The organism is Chroococcidiopsis sp. SAG 2025 (genome assembly GCF_032860985.1).
Lineage (GTDB): Bacteria > Cyanobacteriota > Cyanobacteriia > Cyanobacteriales > Chroococcidiopsidaceae > Chroococcidiopsis.
Genome location: NZ_JAOCNC010000001.1, coordinates 5228940 through 5251539 on the forward strand (window position 1 = coordinate 5228940; position 22600 = coordinate 5251539).

Below are 22600 nucleotides of genomic sequence, written 5' to 3' on the forward strand. Positions count from 1 at the left end.
TCTGAATTAATCGGAATAGAGATGGATGGATTTTGAGGTGCTAGCCATGGAAGAATTACTAGAGTTAAAAGATTTACTGCTCAAAGGTGATGTCCCAGCAGCATTGAAGATTGTTGAAGAATTAGAAGAAATGAGCCGCAAAGATATAATTAAGACTATTCGCAGCTATGCCGTGATTTTACTGTTACATTTAATCAAGCAGCAGGCAGAAAACCGTACAACTCGTTTTTGGGAAGTTTCTATACGGAATTCGGTGCGAGAAATTCAAAGAGAAAATAAAAGGCGGAAAGCAGGGGGTTATTATTTAACTCCAGAAGAACTATTAGAAACTTTAGCAGAAGCATATCTCAATGCTATTGATGAGGCTTCTTTAGAAGTAGCAGAAGGACTTTACGAACCAGAAGCATTAGCAGAAATTGTCGATCGCGAAGTCATCCTCGATCGCGCTATGAGTTTGATATTACCGCAAGAGTGAATTGCCTTGACTAAACAACGACTCGATACTTTATTAGTAGAATTAAATTTATGTGCCTCTCGCCAGCAAGCACAACGACTGATTCAGGCGGGGGAAGTCATGGTCAATCGGCAAGTTATTGATAAAGCGGGTACGGAAATTGAAACCACCGCAAAAATTGAAATTAAAGCGCGATCGCCATATGTTTCTAGAGGTGGAGAAAAACTCGCCAAAGCTTTAGCTGAATTTACTATTTCTGTAACAGACAGAATTTGTTTAGATGGGGGAATATCGACGGGAGGCTTTACCGATTGCTTGTTGCAAGCGGGCGCAAAACAAGTTTACGGTGTCGATGTCGGTTACGGACAAGTCGAGTGGCGCTTGCGTAACGATCCGCGTGTCGTGTTGCGGGAACGGACGAATTTACGCCATCTCACCCCAGAAGAATTATATGGCAATGCAGCACCAGCTGATTTAGCCGTAGTTGATGTATCATTTATTTCCTTAACTAAAGTTTTGCCTGCATTGTGGCAACTTCTAAGCGAGCCTCGCGAGACGATATTATTAGTAAAACCTCAATTTGAAGTTGGGCGATCGCGGGTTGGTAAAAAAGGAGTCGTGCGCGATCCTAACGATCAAGCAGAGGCAGTTTTCCAAGTTCTCCAAACATCGCGAGAACTAGGCTGGCAATATTGCGGCTTAACCTGGTCGCCAATTCAGGGTCCAGCGGGAAACATTGAGTATTTATTATGGCTAGGGATGGAAAGCCAGACACCAGAACCCGAACTTCAGGCAATTCAACAGCTTGCTAGCAAAGCGCGGCAGCAATTTTCGAGTTAAAGATGCAAGACTTCCGTTTCTACAACTAGAATTAATGGGGGTAAAACGATTACAGTTATAAATACATGCCATCTTTAGAAGAAATTCTCGCGATCGCTCGTTCCGTTGGTTGGGGTGCATCCTATCTTCTCCGGTCTTATTATTATGGTGAAAATAAAGACAACCTAGACATTAAAGATAAGCAAGGAAGTCCCGTCACCTCAGCAGATTTAGCCGTGAATCGTTATATCCTCGATCGCCTGCAAACTAACTTGGGACAGGAAGAATTTGCTTATATTACCGAAGAGACTTATAAATCTTCTACACCACAGCCAACCAAATCTTGGGTTTGGATAATCGACCCTTTAGATGGTACGCGAGATTTTATCGACAAAACTGGAGAATATACAATTCACATTGCTTTGGTTAAAGATGGTCGTCCGGTATTATCAGTCGTAGCCTATCCAGAAGCAGAAAGACTTTATTTTGCTACATTAGGAGGCGGAACATTTGTTGAAACTCGCGATGGCAATATTCAACAAGTAAAAGTTTCTCGACGGCACAATATTGAAGAATTTACAATAGTTGTGAGTCGTTCACATAGAGGTAAGAAATTAGAGAAAATTCTATCTAAATTACTATGTAAAAAACAAAAGAGTGTGGGTAGTATTGGTGGAAAAATAGCTGCTATTGTCGAACAACAAGCAGATGTTTATATTTCTCTTTCTGGTAACTCCGCCCCTAAAGATTGGGACTTAGCCGCACCAGAGTTGATTCTTACAGAAGCTGGAGGAAAACTAACACACTTTGATGGAACTCCTTTAATTTATAACAAAGAAGATGTCAGTCAATGGGGCGGTCTAATTGCTAGTAATGGTGAGTGTCACGATCGATTGTGCGCTGAAGCTGAAAGAATATTAGTAGAAATAGAAAATGAGGCGATTTAAACGCTCTTGAGAACGGTGTCATAACCTCGCGATCGCCTGCCTTCTGCTTTCTGACCCAAAAATCATCCTAGAGAAATTTTTTATCTTCGGTAATTCTCGTTACATTGAAAGATAGGATGCACTGAAGCCGTGCTAGGAGAGAACCGTATGGATGCAGAGACAAAACAGGAACAATCCCATTCAGCCCATAACGGCAAAAACCACAACACTCCAGAAATGGGTGGTGGATTACCTGTCATCCAGTATTGGGCAGAACATACGTTGTCTCCAGAGGGTCCGAAACTGTGGCAAACTCTATTACATAAAAGCTCTTGCCTATCTTGTGCTTGGGGAACGGGCGGACAAAAAGGCGGGTTTCACAACGAACTAGACGAACCGCTACAACGCTGCATGAAGAGTGTAGAGGCTATTTCTGCCGAACTCCAGCCCCCAGTAGAAAAGCATTTTTTCGATCGCCACACGATTACCGAACTCCAGCAGCTGTCGTCTTTAGAAGCAGATCGTCTTGGTCGTCTCAGCTTTCCTGTCATTTTACGTGAAGGTAAGTCTCATTACGAACGCATTTCTTGGGAAGAGATTTATCAAATTGCCGAAACAGCTTTTCGCCACCCTCCAGAACGAGTTGCGTCCTATAGTTCGGGGCGATCGTCTAACGAAGCGGCATTTTTGTTGCAATTAACGATCCGGGCTTTGGGATCGAACCATTTAGCGGATTGCTCCGATTTATGCCACGTTCCTTCTACCGTAGGTTTGAAGGAGATGTTTGGTTCTGGTACTTCAATGGTAAGTTTAGATAGTCTGAAGAAGGCAGACTGTGTAGTGTTAATTGGCTCGAATGCGCCTGCAAACCACCCGCGTTTGATGAACGAATTAATTCAACTACGCGATCGCGGTGGTAAAGTTATTGTGGTCAATCCAGTTGTAGAAGTTGGGTTAGTTAAATTCGCCTCACCTGCATACCCGCTTAAATCTCTCTTCACCGGATCGGATATTTCTTCACTCTATCTTCAGTTGATTCCTGGTAGTGATGTTGCTTTATTTGTGGGGATTCAAAAAGCATTAATCGAACAAAATTCCATTCAAATTGATTATCTGCGCGAGCGCACTGAAAATTGGGAAGCTGTGGTAGATTATGCTATTTCTACTGAATGGGAAACTATTGTAGCTACTTGCGGCATTTCCAAAGCAGAAATTGCAGCAGCAGCCCGCATTATCGGGACTGCAAAAGGTGTAGTATTTGCTTGGGCAATGGGGGCGACACAACACGAAAATGGGGTAGATAACGTCTATGCGATCGCCAATACAGCCTTAATCACAGGCAATGCAGGTAAAGACGGTGCTGGCACGATGCCGATTCGCGGACACTCTAACGTACAAGGGTTTGGCTCGATGGGTGTCACGGCAAAATTGAAGCCAGAAATTCAACAAACTTTAGAAAAATTGTTAGGGCGATCGCTCAATCGCAATCCAGGCTATCGCGCCCGTAATTTAATCGACGCTGCGGATGCGGGTGAGGTAGATTCGTTAATTTGTGTTGGTGGTAATTTATATGCTGCTAACCCAGATTTAACCCAAGCTAAGCGGGCATTAGGTAATATTGAAACCATTATCTACCTCGCAACAAAACCAAATTTAGGACATTTTCACGGCTTAGCTAAGAAAAATACAATTATCGTTCCAGTATTTAATAGATTTGAAAATCCGCATAAAACAACGACTGAATCTGGTAATAATTTTGTCCGGCTCAACGATGAAGGTAATACCCATATTAAAGACGGAGATTTAATTTCAGAAGTCGAATTTATCACGGAATTAGCCCATCGACTTCACGGGGAAGATCCGATTCAATGGCGCAAACTTCAAGATACAAAATACGTGCGTCAATTAATTGCTCAAACCATCCCTGGTTTCGAGCAAATGGCAACTATTGACGAAACTAAAGAAGAATTTACTATTGGCGGACGCATCTTTAAACAACCTAAATTTGCCACCCCGTCGGGTAAAGCCAAAATGTTTGTTACGCTTTTACCCCAACTGCACGCACCACAACCGCAAGATTTTGGTATCTGTGAATCTACTCGCGGAATTAGCTTAATTTTGATGACTGGACGCAGTTATTCACAACATAATACTGTAGTGTACAAAGAAGGCGATCGCTATCGGGGAATGCCGCACCGAAATTGTATTTTAATGCATTCAGCTGATGCCGAAACAGCAGGATTGCAAGAGCATCAGCGCGTCACGGTGCAGTGTGATGCAGGCAAAATGGAAAATGTCGAGATTATTTTTGGTTCCGTGCGACAAGGAACTGCTTTCATGTTTTATCCCGAAGTCAATGCTATTTTCAAGGCAAGGATCGATCCCAAATGTGGAATTCCAGCCTTTAAGCGAGTGCCTATTTTTGTGTATGCTTAGCGATGCCGATTAAAACGGAATCCAATCTACAACGTTAATCCACTCCTCAGCCTCGCTGGTTTCCCAAAATAAATATATATTGTCTGCTAACTTTCCAATTGAAGTTTGAGGACGTACCCAAAACAACCCCCATATTGTTCTACCTACTGCCCAGTGAGCCTCTAAATGCTCTGGCATCGACTTACGATTGTCAGTGATTAAAAGTCGTTGCGATGTCTCAACATAAATCAAAATTTCTGGATCGAGAGTTCCAAAATCAGGTGCGTTTGGCTCGCCTACACCTAAAATGTCTACCGATGGATTGAGCCGTAAAACTGCGAATTTAATTTGCTTCGATAAATTTTCATCCAATAGAAACCGAATTTTCACGAATGCCCTGCCCGTTCTTTTTCCCTCTGAGCTTTTAATACTCTGATTCTTGCCACAACAGGCGCAGGTTTTTGGATAAGAGATTGCTGGTAGCGATCTTCTCGCCAAGCATTCAGCCGTTTTAGGTAAGCATCTACTTCAATTTTATTGTGTAGGTAGTATGTAATTGTGGCGTAAATCTGCTCTAAATCTAGGGTAGGAAAGTGTTCCTGAATAGCTTCTGGCGTACATCCTTGTAGATAATATTCAATTACATTATCAATACCAATACGGTGTCCTTTAATACGGATATCGTCTGGATTGAGAAACTCAAAATAATCTTCTAGTAGCATTGAGAGAACCTACGTAGCGAATCGCCATTATTGCAATTATAATCTATTTGTAGAGTTTAACTCCTTTCTCTTACCAGTTTCGTGAGATAACAACGTAATCTTTAACAATATGCAAGCAAGTGATTTTAAGACAGTCAGGAAAATGGCAATGAACTGCATCGCGTACCATCTCTCGTAGGGCTTTTATGTCATCTGCTTGAGTAAAAATAGACTCGCCCAACGCTATAGCAGTGTAGCCACCTTCGGGATCGTCTTCAACTAAAAAAACAATTTCAGTCATTTTATATGAGTAGTTATAAAATTTGCTTGATTTAATTATGTGCAATTTTGCTTGTTATTGATGATTGAATCTATTCAGCATTTGCTCTTGCAATTTGCTGTGCTTGCGATTCTAAGCCTTTCAAAGACTGACATAGCTTTCTCTGTTTAATCGGCTCGATTTCTCTAAGAATTTGTTTGCGGATTTGATGCATTTTGAGATGTTGTTTGTTTGGTAACTTTAATTTACCATTTTTGAGTATAATTCCAGTAATCTTACTCACACCTTTTCCAGCATAACGCTTTTCTTTATTCTTATTATCACGTAAACCATAGCGATAAAATTGAGTTTTAATCTGCCATATTAGTTTATCTGATATACTCTCGCCCGATATTGTTATATCATCCATATAGACAGTTAGAATGCAATTTGCTTCCTTAGCAATCTTATCAAGAGTATCCCACATATCTATATGTCCAAAATATGAAAGTAAAGGGCTTGATGGACTACCAGTTGGTAAGCAATTTTTAAAAGTTAAAAGTCTAGTTAAAAGATTGGCAACATCTGGAGAGCATTTCATCCGCTGGTGAAAGAACCAATAAATGCGTCCCGACGGTGTAGAAGAAAAGTAATCTTTAATATCAAGACTCCTAACTACTACACTGTTCGCATGACTTTGTGCGTTGCTAACGTAAGAGCGATGTTTAGCTGGAGCATGTATGAAGTTCGGTAGCTTTATTCGTATCAAAAGTTGTTCAATTCGTTTTTGAACCCGTTTTAGCTCAGGTCTTGGCTCTTCTATATGACGAACTTTACCTCTTTTCAGATCGACTTTATCTTGTTCTATGTAGAGCTTTTCCGATTGAGCTAGTTTTTTGAGCTTTGTTAAACTGATTTCTAACAGATTTGCTAGCTTTTTTTTAGACTGTAAGCAATAGAAAGGTGACTGGTTAAGATGATATTGCTTGAATTTACTCTTCAACATAAGAAGAACCAGACCTTTCAGCAATGAAATTGAGTATTGTCAGAATTTTTGAAGATACAAATGTTCTTAACTTCTCTGTTCTAGTGGTAGTGGTTAAGTTTTCTGAAAAAAACATAATTGAGGATACAGGTATATCGAAACTCTTGGAATAGCGATTAAGAAGATCGATTGTAGGAGTTTTTTTTCCTGTTTCAATTTCTGAAAGATATGATTTGGATATTCCTAGTTTTTCCGCTAACTCCTTTTGCGATAAATCATGGAATATCCTCATCAACCTTAGAGCTTCATTTAGCATCTTTACCTCCTTAGATAGAGGGTTCTAGAAATATGTAGGAGGAGGTTAGCAATCTAGTCTTACTCTTGCCAAGTCTCAAATAGCTGCTTCAATATATTGAAAATTACTATACCGAGTTGGAATAATAGACGAAGCACTTGAGGATTGCGAAGCCATTTCAGCCATCGCTTCCTTTCACGCTTTTTGGACTGCTCCTACCGTTTGTTGGTTGAATAGTTAATCATTTCGATCTCCTATATTGATGTTCGTTTGCACTCCTTACAAAACCGTAAAGGAGCGTCCCCCAAACGAAACAGGAGAACGGCAGTTTTAACCAAAACCCCTTACACCGCGCAGCTATTCCCCTAGCTGCGCCTACTCGTGTTTTCCCTGTCGCCTACTTTTGCTGTCGCTGATGTAGGACTATAGAGTTACTAACGAATGATGTAGAAGATAAGCAGACTTACCTTCCTCAGATCGCAGAAGCGATCCAACGAACAGGGGAATATCTCCTTGAACCAACTAAAATGCAATATAGCATAAATTTTGAGAACTTTGTTCGCTATCAGCGAATATTGCGATAAATTTACTACGATCGCTAACAATGCTACGCTATTAACCCGTAATCTTTCAGACTTCGGACAAATTGTAGATTTGTATGTTGAGGACTGGACAGCATAAGCCGACAGTTGTATCTGCTATCTTTATTGGGGAAGTAGAGCGATCGCCACTATCGATAACAGATAAAGTATAACCAGTAGTATCCTAGAACTAGGAATACCAAGTGTGCGTATTAGTATGAATTTCTCGCCCCGACTGCAACAAGAAGTTGAAAAATGGGCAAGCCGTCAAGGAATCTCAGCTGAAGAGTTTATTTTGATAGCAGTTGCAGATAAGATTAATGCTTTAGATCGTCAAGCTGCCCAAAAGAACAACGATCTACAAGACTCTGAAGCAATAAGTGGAGAATCACCCCAGCAGCCAAAAGCCTATCGTAAAGAAGGTATTTTAGTTCTAGATGTCGAGCTACCAAAAAATTTCGATCTCAATGCCGCGATTGATGAATTGCGAGAAGAACGCATTCGGGAACAGATAGATTTGTGAGAGTTTTGTTTGATACTTCTGTTTTGGTTGCTGCAATACTTGTCAGTCATCCTCAGCATCCCGCTTGCTTTGCTCGATTAAAAGCAGCAGAATCTAGGCAAGTTCTAGGTTTTGTTTCAACTCACAGTCTGGCAGAAATATATTCTGTTATGACTCGTCTTCCAGTTCAGCCTCGTATTACTCCTCATCAAGCTCAAAGTGCGATCGCAGATGTTTCACAATATCTTGAGATAGTTCCTTTACTTTCCGATGAATATCTAGCAGCGATCGCCCAAATGGTAGCCATAAATGTTCCAGGTGGTGGCATTTTTGATGCTTTGATTGCTCAAGCTGCCTTGAAAGCACATGTAAACATTCTCCTAACATTGAATCCAAATCATTTTACTCGCCTCGGAAATGCGATCGCCAATCTCGTACAAGTTCCTAAGTAAAATTTTAGTAGAGCGATCGCTATACTATACTAGAGTGACGAGCGATCGCATATGCAAAATACATCTGAATATCTCTGTGCTTATTGTGGCGAATCTAATTCCACGTTTGTCGATATTAGTGGGGGAATGCAGCAATCTTATGTGGAAGACTGCCAAGTTTGCTGTCAGCCTAACGTACTTTATATTTATATTGACGAGGACAATTTAGAAATAGAAATTAGTAGCGAACCTGAAAGTTAAACTTATTTTTTACTAATAAAACTGATTTAACTGGACGCTGAATTTGTTTGCCGTTAGCATCTATTTTACCAGAAAAAGTTTTGCCCTGGTAGTAAAGAGCTGAGGAACTCCCACCATTGAGTTGAAATGGACAAGGTATGAACTATGCTGGATGATAGAGCGTGCCTTTGGTAGCGAATAGTTTCTGTTGCTGTAGTTGATAGGGAGGGTGTTGAAATATGGGACGATCAAAATAACAACCCCAGACTAAAACTCAAGCTTAGTAGTAAAGTCTTTTTCACTTTTATCCCCCAATTTCTTGCTGAAAGCGCCGATCGTTAATTAACGCCTCAAAATCGGGATCGGCTTGTGCTTCTTCGCGGTGGCTGGGATTGAGTTTGATTGCTTGCTGCAAGTTTTCTAAGGCGGATTCGGCTTGTCCTTGCAAAGCATAACAAGCGGCTCTATTGTAATAAGCATTGGAATAATCGGATTTAATTTGTAGAGCGCGATCGAAACTCGTTAATGCTTCTGCATCGCGTTCTAGTTGTACGAGGAGATATCCTCTAGAATTCCAGGCTTTGAAGGAGTCGGGATTAAATTCGATCGCCTTATCGTAAGATGCGATCGCGTCTTCATATCTTTCCAATACCTCTAATGCCATTCCCCGATTCAACCACGCTACCGCACTATCGGGTTTAATTTGTACGGCTTTGTCAAATGATTGAAACGCTTCTTCATGGCGTTGTAGTTTTCCTAAAGCAACACCGCGATCGATCCAAGCTTGATAGTATTGTGGGTTAATTTCTACTGCTTTGTCATAAGCTGCGATCGCTTCAGCCAGTTTGTTCGCTCTTCCCAGCACGATACCTCGTTGAAACCAGGCTTTCTCATCGTTTGGTTCGACTTTGAGGACTTTATTAAACGCTGCAAATGCACCTTCGTAGCGTTTTAATTCTTTCAATGCCAAACCCCGTTGATACCAAGTTTCGGGATTGTTAGGACGAACTTCCAAGACTTTATCGTATGCCGCGATCGCTTTTTCATATTGTTGTAATTCCCCATGTGCCATTCCTAGTTGATACCATACATCGGGGTTATCGGGTTTCAATTCTAAAGCCCGATTGTAGGCGACAACAGCAGCTTCGTATCTACCTTCAGCAAATAAAGTATTACCTTGATTCACGCAATCTTCCGGGTTAAGGAATAGGTGCGGTTGATTCGATTTCAGGCGTTCGATTTGCGCTGTCAATTCCTCTAGTTTTTCTGTCATTTCGGCAAATGCCGCTTCTGCGATCGCTTTGGGAGCAACCTCTGCTAAGTTATGCAAAATCAACTCTTTGTGAGTTGTTGCCTCCGATTGCAAATCTTTCAAGAAACTAGACAGCGTGGTTTCTAATTTATCGATTGCTTGTAGCGTTCTGTCTTTACGAGTTTGAATTTCTGACTGAATTCCCGAAAGTTTATTTCTTGCTTCGGTTTCCAGTTCTGCTATGCTTTGAATTGTCCGATCTTGTTGAGACTTAATTTCAGACTGAGTATTTTCTACCTCAGACTCATACTCAACTTCTCGCGTTTTGAGGTTTTGAATTGCTTGCTCGATTTCCGTTTGCAATTTTGTCCCAGATGCAGAAATTTGAGCAGCGATCGCTTGTCGCAACTTTGCTATACTTTCTAGTGCCAAATCATTTTGTTCTTGAAACTTCCCTGCTGTTTCAGTTTTAATTTCAGCTAGTTGTGGCGCAAATTCAGATTGCAGCAATCTGAGGTTTTGTAAAATTGTGCTTCTTTCTGCTTGCGCCTCTGTTTGAATGACATTCAATTGTTGCTTATAATCTGCCTCCGCTTGTTTTAAGCCTTTAACTACAACTTCTCGTTGCTTTTGAATATTTGCTCGCAGTGCCGATAGCTGTTTCACAACATCTGTTTCCGATCTGCTCAGATTTTGCAAAATTGTACCTCTCTGTTCCCGCACGTCTGCTTCCATTTCTGCTAGCTTGGGTGCAAACTCTAGACTCAATCTCTCTAAGTTTTCTACTAATAAATTTCTTTGAGTTTGTGACTGCTGTTGTAACTCATTGAGCCGCGCCACAAATGCTGTTTCCGACTGTTGTAATTTCCTCAAAATACCGTCTTTTTGTCCCTGTACCTCTGCTTGCAATGCCGCTAGTTGAGGCGCAAAATCCGCACTCAGTCTTTCTAAATTGCGGATTGTTAAATCTTTCTGATTTGCCGCCTGTTTTTCCAGTTCAAACAGTTGAGTAATAAATGTACCTTCTACTTGCCTGAAGTTTTGTAGAGAACTATCTTTTTGCTCGACAATATCGGCATTGAAGGCATTAACTTGAGTGTCAAAATCTGTTTTTGCTTGTACGAATTGTCCTAAAACAGTATCCTTACGCTTTTCTATTTCTGCTTGTATTACCGACAACTCACCATCAAACTCCGATTTCACTTGCTCGAATTCTTGTAACGTCAGAGATTTTTGTGCTTGCGCATCTGCTTGTAATGCTAAAACTTGAGTATCAAAATTTGTTTTCGTCTGTTCAAATTGTTGTAATGCAACATCTTTTTGTCCTTGCACATCAATTTGAAATTCTGAGAGTTGGTGAGTAAAAGCAACTGCTAATTGTTCTAAGTTACCCAGAATAGCTTCTCGTTGCTTTTGAGTCGTACCTTGGATATCATTTAATTGTTGGATAAAGTCTTGCTCCGATCGCTTCAAGTTCTGCACGATCGCATCTTTTTGTGCTTGTACGTCCGCTTGCAATTCCATCAATTGAGGTGAAAAATCAGCTCCTAATTGCTCTAAGTTACGTAAAATTAAATCCCTATGTTTTTGCGCTCCTAAATGCAAATCTGTCAGTTGTGTAGAGAACTGATTTTCTAAATTTTCTAATGCTTGTTTAGAAGTATTAACTTGAGTTGCCAGATCCGATAAAACTTGATTTTTAGTTTGATAGACTTCAGAGATTAACTGAGAGAGATTATTTCTTTTGGCATTAATTTCTTGGTGTAAAGTATCTGCCTCATTATCCATATCCTCAGCGATACCTTGGGCTGCACGCAACAGCTTTTTCACTTCTTGGTTAGCAGTATTCAGCTTACTTTCTAACTCTCCTACCTCTTTAATACGTGCTGCAACCAAATCGGCTACCTCGCGCACTACCGATCGCCGTAGCAAGAACAGAGTTGCGATCGCCAAAGCTAAAATGAGTACTAGGACGGCAAGCAGAATGTTAAAAATCGTTAACGTCTGGCTAAATATGCGATTTGCTTCTGCTTGAACTTGCTGTTGGACTGGAGTTTGTTGAATTGGACTTTGTTGTGTACCTGGCTGTAACTGCGCCACCTGTCTTTCTTGGCTAATGCTTTGGGTAGCTGTTTGGGCAAGAATGGGCTTATTAGCGCTAGCAACTCCAGCACTTGCAATACCTACAGACAGCAGGAAAGTAGAGAGAACCTTTCCACTACGGGATACCAGTGTCAAGACTTCTGAATGCTTGCGTTCCATCAGTACTTCCTTTGTCTGTTTGAGAGGGACAGCTATATCCAAATATATCGTTCCTAGTTAAGTATCTCTCGAATGGGGAGTTGGGAGTCGTCGGGGCGGGTTTTGAGCAAAATTTTCTGGCTTTGAGTCTCAAACTCCGGGCTAAACCCGCCCGTACAGGATTGTCGTCGGGGCGGGTTTTGACCAAAAATTTCTGGCTTTGAGTCTCAAACTATTTGCGCGCACCCGCCCGTACAAAGAAGTCGGGAGTCGGGAAAGAGTGTAGGATGTAGTGTGTGGTAACTGCTCACTGATAACTGACAACTGATAAAGTGGCAACATTAGCGATCGGCATGATTGAGACTGCGGGCGTTCCTGCTGCTGTGGAAGCTGGGGATGCGATGTGTAAAGCGGCGCTGGTGACACTTGTTGCATATGAAAACACCGATCTCGGTCGCATTACTGTTATCATCAGAGGCGCTGTCTCTGAGGTGAATGTAGCTATTACGGCTGGCTTAACGGCTGTATCGCGGGTTAATGGCGGCGAGATCCTTTCCCATCACATTATTGCTCGTCCTCACGAAAATTTAGAGTATATCTTACCAATTCACCGCACGGAAGATGTAGCTCAATTTCAGCACGATATTTGCTTTCCCCCACCTTTGTCAGTTTAGAGGGAGCAGGGAGTAGGGAGCAGGGGAAGAAGAAACAAGGGGGACAGGAAGATTTATGGGACAAAAAGTAGCATTTTGGTTAATTCCCGCCGCCGCCGATAGAATCTTCTTGCAGGAAGTTATCGATCGCCTTGCCGAAAATTACGCTGCTTTCTCCTTCACTCCCCACGTTACAATTTACTGGGGAGAATTTGCAGATGATGCATCTCTAACTGAAATTTTAGAGCAGGCAATTCGAGGAATTAACGCTTTTAGTTTACAGTGCAATCGCGTCTTATATACAGATCGATTTACGAAAACTCTTTTCGTCCAATTTCATCCCAGTAAAATCTTAAGTCAGATTACAGAGTCAATTCGGAATCACTCCCAGTCCCCTACCGATTTTACCCTCAATCCCCATCTCAGCTTGATGTACAAACATCTCGATGCAGATGTAAAACAATCAATAGCTGCAACCATTTCTCTACCAAGAACCGAAGTTTTTTTCGATGAAATTCAAGTATTGCTGACTCCAGATACAGCACAAACGCGAGAAGATATTGAAAATATTAAATCGGTTATCAGTTATCAGTTACCAGTTATCAGTTGAGAGTGAGTAGTGAGTGGTGCGTGGCAAATTACTGATTACCAAATAACCCCATGTGCGCCTTTTTTCTTAGCCCCCTTTTTAAGGGGGTTGGGGGATCGAAAAACTGTGCTACTCATCAAGAGATCCCCCCTAACCCCCCTTGAGAAAAGGGGGGAACAAGAGAAAGTTGCACCGAAGCGTAACTAACTACCAGCTAACAATTACCAATTACTAAATCTACACTCGAACTGGACACAGTTTAACTGAGCAAAATTCAAGCACCTGTAATAATTATTTACTTTTCCTTTAATTGCTTTTTTGCCTTGCAGTCGATAAAATACCACTCATAACTATTAAGTACATTATCTTGATAGCTTAACCGTAGATTAAGGGTTTAACTAGTAGAACTGCGCTCTTCAGATGTAAAAACTTAACCTTTATTGGAGATAACTATGGCGATTCAAAGCGATGTGGAATTAGGTACGCATAGACCAACTCAAACTCGGCTCAAGATTCGCATACCGAAAGGCTTGCATGGCGAACCAGTTATTTCTCGCCTCACTTCCCAGTGTGGAATTACTGTCAATATTTTGGCGGCTTTGCTGAGTGCGAATGGACGCGATGATGGTTGGTTCGACTTAGAACTTCATGGGACAAAACCTCAAATTGGCAATGCGATAACCTATTTGAACGACTTGGATTTAGAAATTTGGGGACAGTCTACGCCAGAAGAAGACGGCTGGTAAGCAAGTCAAAAGTCAAAAGTGAAAAATTCGTAGGGGCGGGTTTAGTTAGAATCCTTAATAACTAACGAAGATCTCTAACCAAAACCCGCCCGTACAAATAAAAGTACGATTTTAGTGGGGCGATCGCGCGTGCAGGTAGACATGCGTATTGTTATACGATCGTCTTGACGCTGCTAGTGTATGCCTGATGGAATTTGACATCATCTCTCAAGCCAAAACTCCAATTCTGGAAGCTCTTTGGCAATGTGCAACTCGAATCAATCATGCTCCTTTCTATACCCCAGGACATAAACGGGGAGAAGGAATCACCCAGCAGCTAGTGAATTATTTTGGTAAAGCCATATTTAGTGCTGACTTACCAGAATTGCCGGAGTTAGATAACCTATTTGCACCCCAAGGAATCATTCAGGAAGCGCAAGAGTTAGCCGCAGTCGCATTTGGAGCGGAAAAAACCTGGTTTTTAGTCAACGGTTCTACTTGTGGTGTAGAGGCAGCAATTTTAGCAACTTGTGGGGTAGGAGATAAGATTATTCTGCCGCGTAACGTGCATAATTCAGCGATCGCAGGTCTAATTCTCTCTGGTGCTGTCCCTATTTTCATTGCTCCTGCATACGATCCGGTGCTGGATATCGCTCACAGCATCACTCCTGAAGCAGTAGCCGCAGCCTTAGCTGAACATCCCGATGCCAAAGCGGTGTTGATGATATATCCGACATATTATGGTGTATGTGGCGATCTAAGTGCGATCGCTGCTGTAGTACATCGACATAATATTCCTTTATTAGTTGACGAGGCGCACGGTTCCCACTTTGCCTTTCATTCCGAATTACCTACCCCTGCCTTAGCATCTGGAGCAGATTTAAGCATACAGTCAACTCATAAGGTATTAGGGGCATTGACTCAAGCCTCAATGCTACACGTTAGCGGCAATAGAATAGATCGCGATCGCCTGAATAAATCTTTGCAACTATTACAATCTACCAGTCCCAGCTATTTACTTCTAGCCTCCCTAGATGCCGCGCGGCAACAAATGGCATTATACGGAGAAGAACTGATGGCGAAAACTTTGCGTTTAGCGGATGAAGCCAGAAACCGGATTAGTCAAATTCCCGATCTTTCAGTTTTACAGCTGCCAGCAAAAAGCTCAGGCTTTGTTGCACTTGACAAGACGAGACTTACCGTCACTGTCTCCGGTTTGGGGATCGCGGGATTTGAGGCGGATGAAATCTTGCATCAAGAATTAGGCGTTACAGCCGAATTACCATCTTTACAGAACCTCACATTTATTATTTCTTTGGGCAACACAGTAGCAGATATCGAGCGACTAGTAGCAGGTTTTGCTGTTCTGGCTGAAAGATCTACACAGGTAAGTCAAAATTCAAAATTCAAAATTCAAAACTTTTCTACTCCTGTACGGGTGGGTTTAGCAAACAGTTTGACAGCCAAAGCCTTTAGTTTTTGGTCAAAACCCGCCCGTACGACTCCCGACTCCCCACTCACACCGCGTGAGGCTTTCTTTGCTCCAACAGAAACACTACCATTTCATCAGACACGCGATCGCATCAGCGCAGAACTTATCTGTCCTTATCCTCCAGGGATTCCTATTTTGATGCCAGGAGAAATCATCACCTCAGAAGCATTGGAATACCTACAACAGATTCAAGCCAGTGATGGATACATTACCGGATGCACCAATCCGAGTCTCACTCAGTTAAAGGTAGTCAAGAAGTAAGTTGTAAGTCGTAAGTCAGAATTAACTGCTCCCTACTCCCTACTCCCTGCTCCCTACTCCCTGCTCATCAGGTAATTCCATAGTAAATGTAGTCCACCCTTCCTGACTTTCTACCTGAAGCGTTCCTTGAAGGTGTTCTACCAATTTTTGTACTAAAGTTAATCCTAATCCCGTACCCCCTTGTTTCCAGCGATCGCTGTTGTGAATGCGATAAAATTTTTCAAAAATCTTCGGTAATTCTGCTGCGGGAATTTCTGCTTGGTTGCGGACGGTAAAGATCGTCCGTGTAGCGGGTAGTTGATAATTGGTGTTTGGTAACTGGTAATTACGTGGTGCGTGGTGCGTTCTCCTCTGTTCCTCTGCTCCTCTGCTCCTCTGTTCCTGAGCTGCTCTTCTTTAGCTCCCTCAGTTCTCTTTCCCCCTACTCCCTGCTCCCTGCTCCCTGCTCCCTGACAACTGACACTAACGACTATCATCCCCCCTGCTGGAGTATATTTACAGGCATTGTTGGCTAGTTCGGCGATCGCTCGCTCCAAACTGGCGCGGTCTGTCAAGATTTGCGATAAATTGGGATCGAGCCGAATTTCTAGTAATTGTTGATTTTCTTGGGCGCGAATCAGAAAAGGCTCTATAATTTGAGGTAGCCATTCTTGTAAGTTAACCGCTTCTTGTACGAGGATAGGATAAGATGCTGTTTCTAATCTTTGCAGATCGAGTAATTCGGTAATTAACTCAGCTTCTCGATTGCATTCTGCTTGCAAAATTTCTAAATATCGCTGTCTTTTTTCACTACTAGGAGAAGTTTTTAACATTTGAATTGCCATTTTCATATTGGCAATCGGCGTACGTAACTCATGAGAAACAGTGCTTAAAAAATCATCTTTGAGTTCGTGCATCTTCTCCATTTGCACCAACATCTGTTCTTGCTCGATTTGTTTTTGGTGCATAGCTTCGACCTGCTGTCGTTCGCTAATATCCTGAAAAACTAACATCGTGCCTACAATGTTTCCTCGATCGTCTTTAATTGGCGCAATGCAGTCGTCAATGGGTATTTCTAAACCATTTTTATCAATCAGTTGCGATCGCTCTGAAATCTCGACTGTTATTCCTTTCTGTAAAGCTTGTTGAATTGGGTGTTCCGATCTAGTTTGTGTCGGGATAATTTTGACAACTTCTGTTGCTTCTTTACCGCAGGCATCTTGTCGATTCCAACCAGTAAGAGCTTCTGCAATTGGATTCATAAAAGTAATTTTCCCTTCTGTATCGCTAGCAATTACGCCATTATTAATACTTTTTAATACAGTTCTCAACCAGTATTTATTTTGTTTGAGCTTTTGCTCTATTAAATATTTATTTAGCGTAATCTCGATTGTTGTTTTTAGTTCCTGCTCTCTAAAAGGTTTAATAATAAAACCAAAGGGTTGTGTTGCCAACGCTCTATTGACAATGTTTTCGTCGGAATTTGCAGTTAGATAGACCACAGGAAGCTCGAAATTATGATGCAAAACTTGAGCTACCGCTATGCCGTCCATATCTCCTTGCAAGCGAATATCTACGAGTACTAAGTCTGGTTTGAGTTCGCTAACTTGTGCGATCGCTTCTTCTCCAGTTGCGACAGTTTTACAGACATGGTAACCAAACTTCTGTAGCCGATTTTCTATATCTTTAGCAACGATCCCTTCGTCCTCAACCACCAATATTTTTGCTGGAATATTCATTCTTTTGTAAACTCAGTCTAGATCGAAAATCTCACTATGAATTCCGTACCAAAATCTTTTTTAGTTAATTCAATGTTTCCTTTTAGCTGGTTGGTTAATATATTGACTATTTGCAGTCCTAAAGATTTAGTATTTTGCCAATCAAGTTCTAGTGATAATCCAATTCCATCATCGCTGACTTTGAGAATGACATAATTATGAGTTTGAGGCTTTTGAGATTGAACTGTAATACAAATTTGCCCAAATTGTTTCTCTAAAAAAGCATGTTTCATTGCATTTGTTGTGAGTTCATTAATAATTAAACCGCAAGGAATAGCAATATCTATACTTACCCAAATTGGTTCTGTTTCAAGTTTTAAAGTAACTCGCTTGCAACTGAGGTTAGTAGTGTCATATGTACTATATAAATTATTAACTAGTGTTTCAATATAATCAGCTAAATTAATTTGAACGAAATTCTGAGATTGAGAGCGATACAAGAGATCGTGAACCAGAGCCATAGAAAAGATCCGAGTCTCACCTGATTTTAGAATTTCTAGCGTTTGGCGATCGCTTACGTAGTTTGTTTGCAAACTAAGCAAACTAGAAATAATTTGTAGGTTATTTTTAACGCGATGATGAACTTCTTTCAATAAAAAATTTTTTTCTTGTTCTACAGCTTGAATGCGTGCTACTGCTTGCTTCTGCTCGGAAATGTTGCGATTAATTCCAGTCATCCACATTGCTCGATCGGCATCATCATAAAAAACTTTGCCTTGTCCCGCCAACCAACGAATATTACCATCAGCACTAAGAATGCGAAATTCTTGCTCAAATTCTCCCGTTCTTTCCAGCGCGCGGGTAATAGCTTCGCTGAACGAAGCACGATCTTCTGGATAAATCCGATCGAGAACAGCTTCGTAAGTACCTGCAAACGTCCCAGGTGCAAGATCGAATAAAGCCTCTTGTTGCAGAGACCACCTAAGTTCGCGCGTGTGCAAATTCCAGTCCCAAATTCCTATCTGCGATGCTTCTAAAATCAAATGCAACCGCTCTTGACTCTGGCGGAGCAACTCTTCACTACGTTGGCGATCGCTAACATCGCGCACGACTTGGGAAAAACCTTGAATTTGTCCGCCACTATCTTTGAGAACTGTCGTAACGACATTCGCCCAAAACTTAGAGCCGTCTCGTCGTATCCGCCAGCCTTCCGTTTCCAATCGCTCTTGCGCGATCGCTGTTTGTAATTCCTGTTGCGGAATACCGCTTTCTATGTCGGCATAGGTGTAAAATCGAGAGCAGTGTTGCCCGATCGCTTCTCTAGCTTTATAACCTGTAATTCTTGCCGCTCCTGCATTCCAACTGGCAACTATTCCATCAGCATCGAGCATGAAAATTGCATAATCTTTCACTCCCTCAACCAGCAAACGGAAACGTTCTTCACTTTGGAGTAAAGTTGCTTGGCAATGTAACGCCGCTACTTGACTCTGTTGCGCTCGCACTCTAGCAGAGTTGAGGATAGTAATAGCAGTACAGATGCAAATAGCTTCGAGAACGAAAATCGTCAGCCGCAAGCCTTGCTCCCAACTCGGGGTGGATAGCACGTATTGAGGAGGGAGGAAAAAATAGTTGCATAAGATTGCTGCGAGTGCTGTTGCTGCTAATCCCGCTCCCATCCCACCACACCAGGCGCTGACCAAAATCGCAATGAAAAACAGCATAAATGGGCTTTCTTTATGGATTAGGGTAGAGAGAAAGAGCGTGACAACTAAGGCGATCGCCACTGTCAACACTGCTACACCGTAACGCCAAAATAGAGATTTACGCTTAACCACTGCTCAGAAGTTTTTCCATAAAACCATTAGATCGGCTCCAGATCATAAGCATATCTGTTTCTCGACTTGATTTTGTCCGTAAATTCTCTGAAGTCGCTTAGTAATAACAGCAAACCTTCATCTGCGTCCCCGTGCTTCCCCGCTTGCACGAGCGTTTACTCTTGTGATAAACGTAACTCAGTAATTGTACTGGATTTAAAAGCTATGTTGCGATCGCATCTGTAGTTTTTATGCAGCCGCTTTTATGTCCAAGGCGATCGCAATTCTATAAATGTCGATTGCTAGTAAACTTGATATAGTTTAAGTCCGATCGATACGATTTGAGAAACTTTTTAACTATTTAACTATCGGAGGTTGCAAGTCATGGCATTAGCAGTGATTAAATTTTCGTCTGAAGACTGTGGAATTTGCCATAAAATGTCTTTCTACGATCGCAAAGTCAGTGAAGAATTAGGGTTAGAATTTATCGATGTCAAAATGCAAGATACTACAACTTATCGCAAGTATCGCAAGATTTTATTAACTCAATATCCAGATAAAGCCGAAATGGGATGGCCCACTTATATTATTTGCGATACGCCAGAAGGCGACTTCAAAATTGTTGGCGAAGTGAAAGGGGGTCATCCCAAAGGGGAGTTTAGAACGCGCTTGCAAGAAGTCGTGTCTGCTAACTAATGCAGGAAAGCCAAAATTCGTAGGGTGCGTTAAATAACGCACTCTACCATAATTCTCTTTCAGACAATTTCAAACGATTTTACCTCTAAGACGGGACCGATCATCGCTAGGCTCATCACATCTTCTTTTACCTCTCCAGCAACTTTCACTTTTTGTCCGTCCTTCAGTAATTCCTTTGCAGTCCCTCTAGGAATCTCATATGTCGTGCCGTCATCTGTAACCAAAGCCCAAGCCCCAGTACCAATATCGCGCCGCTCGATCGTCCCTGTAACATTAATACTCATACAAGTTAGTCTGTGTCGTGTTATTACTCCTATCTTAGGAGCTGGGGGCTACAGGGCTAGGGAAACCAGGAAATCAACCACAAAAAATCCCCCCTTTGGAGTAAGGGGGGTCGAGAGATGTAAAGACGTTACATGTAACGTCTCTACACTGATAACTGATAACTACTGTACGGGCGGGTTTAATCGAAGAGCTATTTGTTTTAGAACAAGTATGCTCAAAAAAACCGCCCCTACGACTTACGATTACGCTATTTGCCCTTCACCTTTCATTGCCAACCAAGCGATCCCATAACAGGCTAAAGCATTACCAATCAGAAAAGTCCGAGCGATCGCCCCACTTCCCAACCAGCCTAGATCGGGTGCGATAAAGGCACTGATTAACAAGCAGCTAGCGACACCTAAAGCCGTACCGACAGCAAATTTCTTCCAACTCGGATTTCCCAGCAGTAACACGATTAACACGAAGGGAATCACTACGCTGGCAAAGAAGGGGTTTAACTCAGAGTATCCCTGAATGGCGCTACCGAGTTCGGGAATGGAACTGCCCAGCAAGCGGAAGGGCCATTGAGGTAGGTCGAAGATATAAAAGCCTTTGAGGAAGAATAAACCCGAACTGCCTGTAACTAACCCCCATGACAGCGACCAACTCCAGGTAAAGGGGAAGTAAACCCGCAAGAACCAAGCCAAGAGGTAAGAACCGAGTACCATCAGGACTTTAGGTAATAACGCCACTGCACCACCATCAATCCAGAAACGGGGGTTGAGGTAGCCGTTATCCCGCAGCCAGCGGAAGAAGTCTTTGAAGGTAATTTGTCCGCGCACGGCAAGTTTCACGGCGGCGGATGCATCTAAATGTCCCGCACCGTAGTAGTTGAGTCCGTCATCTTGCACGACTCTGGCGGACTTTTGCAGAATGCTTTCTATTTCATCTGGGTCTTGTATCCCAGCAGCTTTAACTAAGGCGGCGACTCCGGCAACGTGGGGAGATGCCATGCTGGTTCCTTGGAATCCGGCAAATACTGGTTCTTCCGTATCTGGATCGATAGTTTCTTGGACGATTTTGCCGGAACTACTGCCACCAGGAGCAGAAAGATCGATTCCTGCACCAAAGTTAGAGTAGGGGGCTTTTTCTCCTGCTGAATCGATCGCCGAAACTCCAATTACGTGAGGATAGCGGGCGGGGTACTCGGCAGCGTTGCTATTGGCATTGCCAGCAGCGGCGACGACTACGACACCTTTTTGATGGGCATAGGCGATCGCTTCTTTCATCATTTCGCTTTCACCACCACCACCTAAGCTCATATTAATTACGCCTGCGCCGTTGTCAGCAGCAAAGCGGATGGCTTCGGCAATATCGGAGGTCGTACCCGTACCACCTGCACTTAAGACTTTCAGGGGCATGAGCGTGGCTTCATAAGCCACACCTGCGACACCATAATTGTTGTTGGTTGATTGCGCTACCGTACCTGCTACGTGAGTCCCATGCCCGTTGTCGTCATCTGCTGCAACTTTATCATTTACAAAGTCGTAGCCTTCGACGAATTTGGTATTTTTCAGGTCTGGAACTTGACTAATGCCCGTGTCAATCACAGCAACGGTTACGCCGCTACCTTTGGTTTCATCCCATGCCGACTCAATGCTAATACTACGCATGTTCCATTGCTGACCGTATTGGGGGTCGTTGGGAACCTCATAGGCACGGTAAATGTAGTTAGGTTCGATATATTCGGTATATTTAGCGATTTTGGAGTTTCTCAGGCTAGTAAGAGTCTGGCGATCGCCTTCCACGACATATACATTATCTGCTGCGGAAAACTCACTATTGAGCCGAGGCTTGACTTTGTATTGCTGCGCGATCGCGTTTAATTTAGCTTCGATCTCCGTATTTGGCACATTTTCCCGAAAATCTAGCACAATGGACTGATATTCGCCTTTAGCTGCCAACCCTTGAAAGCTTGACAGAGCAAACCACAGCCCGCCAATAAACAAACACAGTAAAATAAACTTTTTCATACCTGCAATCCATCTGTACTGAAGCGGCAGTAGCTTAATCTACAAGATAACTCATGCGATCGTCCTACAAACAAATGTTGCAGAATTCTTACAGTTATCAGTTATCAGTTATCGGTGACTTGTGGCTGGCGACTAGAAAAAAAGTTCCGCTAACCAATGCGTTACTATCCACTCACTATTAATTCTCTAAATCCCATTACAACTTTAGTTGCTTGAGGGCAGTTTGCAGACTTTCAGCGATCGCAGGGTCAGGCGATCGACCGCTTCAAACTAGC

General features: G+C 42.3%; 21 protein-coding genes and 1 pseudogene. 12 read left to right on the top strand and 10 right to left on the bottom strand.

Going from position 1 to position 22600, the window contains the following annotated elements; all coding sequences use genetic code 11:
• Positions 1-46: 46 nt before the first annotated feature.
• The 4 genes from N4J56_RS25735 (at position 47) to N4J56_RS25750 (ending at position 4635) form a co-directional block, all read left to right on the top strand.
• Positions 47-475 carry a DUF29 family protein gene (locus tag N4J56_RS25735; RefSeq protein WP_317109026.1) on the top strand — a complete coding sequence of 143 codons (429 nt, stop codon included), beginning with the start codon at positions 47-49 and terminating at the stop codon, positions 473-475.
• A gap of 6 nt (positions 476-481) precedes the next feature.
• A complete protein-coding gene (locus N4J56_RS25740; RefSeq protein ID WP_317109027.1) occupies positions 482-1294 on the top strand; it encodes a TlyA family RNA methyltransferase in 813 nt (270 codons plus the stop codon).
• 65 nt (positions 1295-1359) lie between these two features.
• Positions 1360-2220 carry a 3'(2'),5'-bisphosphate nucleotidase CysQ gene (locus N4J56_RS25745; protein ID WP_317109028.1) on the top strand — a complete coding sequence of 287 codons (861 nt, stop codon included), beginning with the start codon at positions 1360-1362 and terminating at the stop codon, positions 2218-2220.
• Between the two features lie 147 nt (positions 2221-2367).
• Complete coding sequence (locus N4J56_RS25750) at positions 2368-4635, top strand: FdhF/YdeP family oxidoreductase (protein WP_317109029.1); 2268 nt, start codon at positions 2368-2370, stop codon at positions 4633-4635.
• Positions 4636-4644: 9 nt separating this feature from the next.
• Here the strand turns inward: N4J56_RS25750 and N4J56_RS25755 are convergent, their stop codons facing one another.
• The 5 genes from N4J56_RS25755 to N4J56_RS25775 form a co-directional block, all read right to left on the bottom strand.
• Complete coding sequence (locus N4J56_RS25755; protein ID WP_317109030.1) at positions 4645-5004, bottom strand: DUF5615 family PIN-like protein; 360 nt, start codon at positions 5002-5004, stop codon at positions 4645-4647.
• Complete coding sequence (locus tag N4J56_RS25760) at positions 5001-5336, bottom strand: DUF433 domain-containing protein (protein ID WP_317109031.1); 336 nt, start codon at positions 5334-5336, stop codon at positions 5001-5003. The genes N4J56_RS25755 and N4J56_RS25760 overlap by 4 nt, the downstream gene beginning before the upstream one ends.
• A gap of 70 nt (positions 5337-5406) precedes the next feature.
• Positions 5407-5616: a 2-oxoisovalerate dehydrogenase E1 subunit beta gene (locus N4J56_RS25765; protein ID WP_317109032.1), complete on the bottom strand. Its 210-nt coding sequence runs from the start codon at positions 5614-5616 to the stop codon at positions 5407-5409.
• A gap of 70 nt (positions 5617-5686) precedes the next feature.
• Positions 5687-6580 (bottom strand): reverse transcriptase family protein, encoded by an 894-nt coding sequence (locus N4J56_RS25770; RefSeq protein WP_317109033.1) that lies wholly within the window; start codon positions 6578-6580, stop codon positions 5687-5689.
• The gene (locus N4J56_RS25775) at positions 6567-6875 is read right to left on the bottom strand and encodes a helix-turn-helix transcriptional regulator (RefSeq protein WP_317109034.1); all 309 of its coding nucleotides are present in this window, start codon (positions 6873-6875) and stop codon (positions 6567-6569) included. The genes N4J56_RS25770 and N4J56_RS25775 overlap by 14 nt, the downstream gene beginning before the upstream one ends.
• A 765-nt stretch (positions 6876-7640) precedes the next feature.
• Here N4J56_RS25775 and N4J56_RS25780 point away from each other — a divergent pair.
• Genes N4J56_RS25780 through N4J56_RS25790 form a run of 3 tightly spaced genes read left to right on the top strand, consistent with a single transcriptional unit; the run spans position 7641 to position 8629 of the window.
• Entirely contained in the window at positions 7641-7958 is a 318-nt protein-coding gene (locus N4J56_RS25780) for a hypothetical protein (RefSeq protein ID WP_317109035.1), read from the top strand.
• On the top strand, positions 7955-8389 hold the full coding sequence (locus N4J56_RS25785) for a type II toxin-antitoxin system VapC family toxin (protein ID WP_317109036.1): 435 nt from the start codon (positions 7955-7957) through the stop codon (positions 8387-8389). The genes N4J56_RS25780 and N4J56_RS25785 overlap by 4 nt, the downstream gene beginning before the upstream one ends.
• Before the next feature lie 51 nt (positions 8390-8440).
• Complete coding sequence (locus tag N4J56_RS25790) at positions 8441-8629, top strand: CPXCG motif-containing cysteine-rich protein (RefSeq protein ID WP_317109037.1); 189 nt, start codon at positions 8441-8443, stop codon at positions 8627-8629.
• A 283-nt stretch (positions 8630-8912) separates the two neighbouring features.
• Here N4J56_RS25790 and N4J56_RS25795 read toward each other — a convergent pair whose 3' ends face one another.
• Entirely contained in the window at positions 8913-12164 is a 3252-nt protein-coding gene (locus N4J56_RS25795; protein WP_317109038.1) for a tetratricopeptide repeat protein, read from the bottom strand.
• Positions 12165-12454: 290 nt separating this feature from the next.
• Here N4J56_RS25795 and N4J56_RS25800 point away from each other — a divergent pair, with 290 nt between their 5' ends.
• The 4 genes from N4J56_RS25800 (at position 12455) to N4J56_RS25815 (ending at position 15821) form a co-directional block, all read left to right on the top strand.
• Entirely contained in the window at positions 12455-12775 is a 321-nt protein-coding gene (locus N4J56_RS25800; RefSeq protein ID WP_317110709.1) for a carbon dioxide-concentrating mechanism protein CcmK, read from the top strand.
• A gap of 55 nt (positions 12776-12830) precedes the next feature.
• Positions 12831-13364, top strand: coding sequence for a 2'-5' RNA ligase family protein (locus tag N4J56_RS25805; protein ID WP_317109039.1), 534 nt, complete (start codon positions 12831-12833; stop codon positions 13362-13364).
• 431 nt (positions 13365-13795) lie between these two features.
• Entirely contained in the window at positions 13796-14089 is a 294-nt protein-coding gene (locus tag N4J56_RS25810) for an NIL domain-containing protein (RefSeq protein WP_317109040.1), read from the top strand.
• Between the two features lie 187 nt (positions 14090-14276).
• Positions 14277-15821 (top strand): aminotransferase class I/II-fold pyridoxal phosphate-dependent enzyme, encoded by a 1545-nt coding sequence (locus N4J56_RS25815; protein WP_317109041.1) that lies wholly within the window; start codon positions 14277-14279, stop codon positions 15819-15821.
• Positions 15822-15860: 39 nt separating this feature from the next.
• On the opposite strand, the pseudogene N4J56_RS25825 reads toward N4J56_RS25815, so the two are convergent.
• Both N4J56_RS25825 and N4J56_RS25830 read right to left on the bottom strand, forming a co-directional pair.
• Positions 15861-17539: pseudogene (locus N4J56_RS25825) on the bottom strand (response regulator).
• A 17-nt stretch (positions 17540-17556) separates the two neighbouring features.
• On the bottom strand, positions 17557-19353 hold the full coding sequence (locus tag N4J56_RS25830; RefSeq protein WP_317109043.1) for a PAS domain S-box protein: 1797 nt from the start codon (positions 19351-19353) through the stop codon (positions 17557-17559).
• Positions 19354-19716: 363 nt separating this feature from the next.
• On the opposite strand from N4J56_RS25830, the gene N4J56_RS25835 reads away from it, so the two are divergent.
• Entirely contained in the window at positions 19717-20028 is a 312-nt protein-coding gene (locus N4J56_RS25835; protein WP_015156495.1) for a hypothetical protein, read from the top strand.
• A 59-nt stretch (positions 20029-20087) separates the two neighbouring features.
• Here N4J56_RS25835 and N4J56_RS25840 read toward each other — a convergent pair whose 3' ends face one another.
• Together N4J56_RS25840 and N4J56_RS25845 are read right to left on the bottom strand one after the other, a co-directional pair.
• Positions 20088-20312, bottom strand: coding sequence for a DUF5818 domain-containing protein (locus tag N4J56_RS25840; RefSeq protein WP_317109044.1), 225 nt, complete (start codon positions 20310-20312; stop codon positions 20088-20090).
• Positions 20313-20555: 243 nt separating this feature from the next.
• Positions 20556-22325: a S8 family peptidase gene (locus N4J56_RS25845; RefSeq protein WP_317109045.1), complete on the bottom strand. Its 1770-nt coding sequence runs from the start codon at positions 22323-22325 to the stop codon at positions 20556-20558.
• Positions 22326-22600: the final 275 nt, after the last annotated feature.

Coding starts and splice junctions, on each gene's coding strand:
- N4J56_RS25735 (WP_317109026.1), top strand. CDS start 47: ATGGAAGAATTACTAGAGTTAAAAGATTTACTGCTCAAAGGTGATGTC.
- N4J56_RS25745 (WP_317109028.1), top strand. CDS start 1,360: ATGCCATCTTTAGAAGAAATTCTCGCGATCGCTCGTTCCGTTGGTTGG.
- N4J56_RS25750 (WP_317109029.1), top strand. CDS start 2,368: ATGGATGCAGAGACAAAACAGGAACAATCCCATTCAGCCCATAACGGC.
- N4J56_RS25760 (WP_317109031.1), bottom strand. CDS start 5,336: ATGCTACTAGAAGATTATTTTGAGTTTCTCAATCCAGACGATATCCGT.
- N4J56_RS25765 (WP_317109032.1), bottom strand. CDS start 5,616: ATGACTGAAATTGTTTTTTTAGTTGAAGACGATCCCGAAGGTGGCTAC.
- N4J56_RS25770 (WP_317109033.1), bottom strand. CDS start 6,580: ATGTTGAAGAGTAAATTCAAGCAATATCATCTTAACCAGTCACCTTTC.
- N4J56_RS25775 (WP_317109034.1), bottom strand. CDS start 6,875: ATGCTAAATGAAGCTCTAAGGTTGATGAGGATATTCCATGATTTATCG.
- N4J56_RS25790 (WP_317109037.1), top strand. CDS start 8,441: ATGCAAAATACATCTGAATATCTCTGTGCTTATTGTGGCGAATCTAAT.
- N4J56_RS25800 (WP_317110709.1), top strand. CDS start 12,455: ATGATTGAGACTGCGGGCGTTCCTGCTGCTGTGGAAGCTGGGGATGCG.
- N4J56_RS25805 (WP_317109039.1), top strand. CDS start 12,831: ATGGGACAAAAAGTAGCATTTTGGTTAATTCCCGCCGCCGCCGATAGA.
- N4J56_RS25810 (WP_317109040.1), top strand. CDS start 13,796: ATGGCGATTCAAAGCGATGTGGAATTAGGTACGCATAGACCAACTCAA.
- N4J56_RS25815 (WP_317109041.1), top strand. CDS start 14,277: ATGGAATTTGACATCATCTCTCAAGCCAAAACTCCAATTCTGGAAGCT.
- N4J56_RS25835 (WP_015156495.1), top strand. CDS start 19,717: ATGGCATTAGCAGTGATTAAATTTTCGTCTGAAGACTGTGGAATTTGC.
- N4J56_RS25840 (WP_317109044.1), bottom strand. CDS start 20,312: ATGAGTATTAATGTTACAGGGACGATCGAGCGGCGCGATATTGGTACT.
- N4J56_RS25845 (WP_317109045.1), bottom strand. CDS start 22,325: ATGAAAAAGTTTATTTTACTGTGTTTGTTTATTGGCGGGCTGTGGTTT.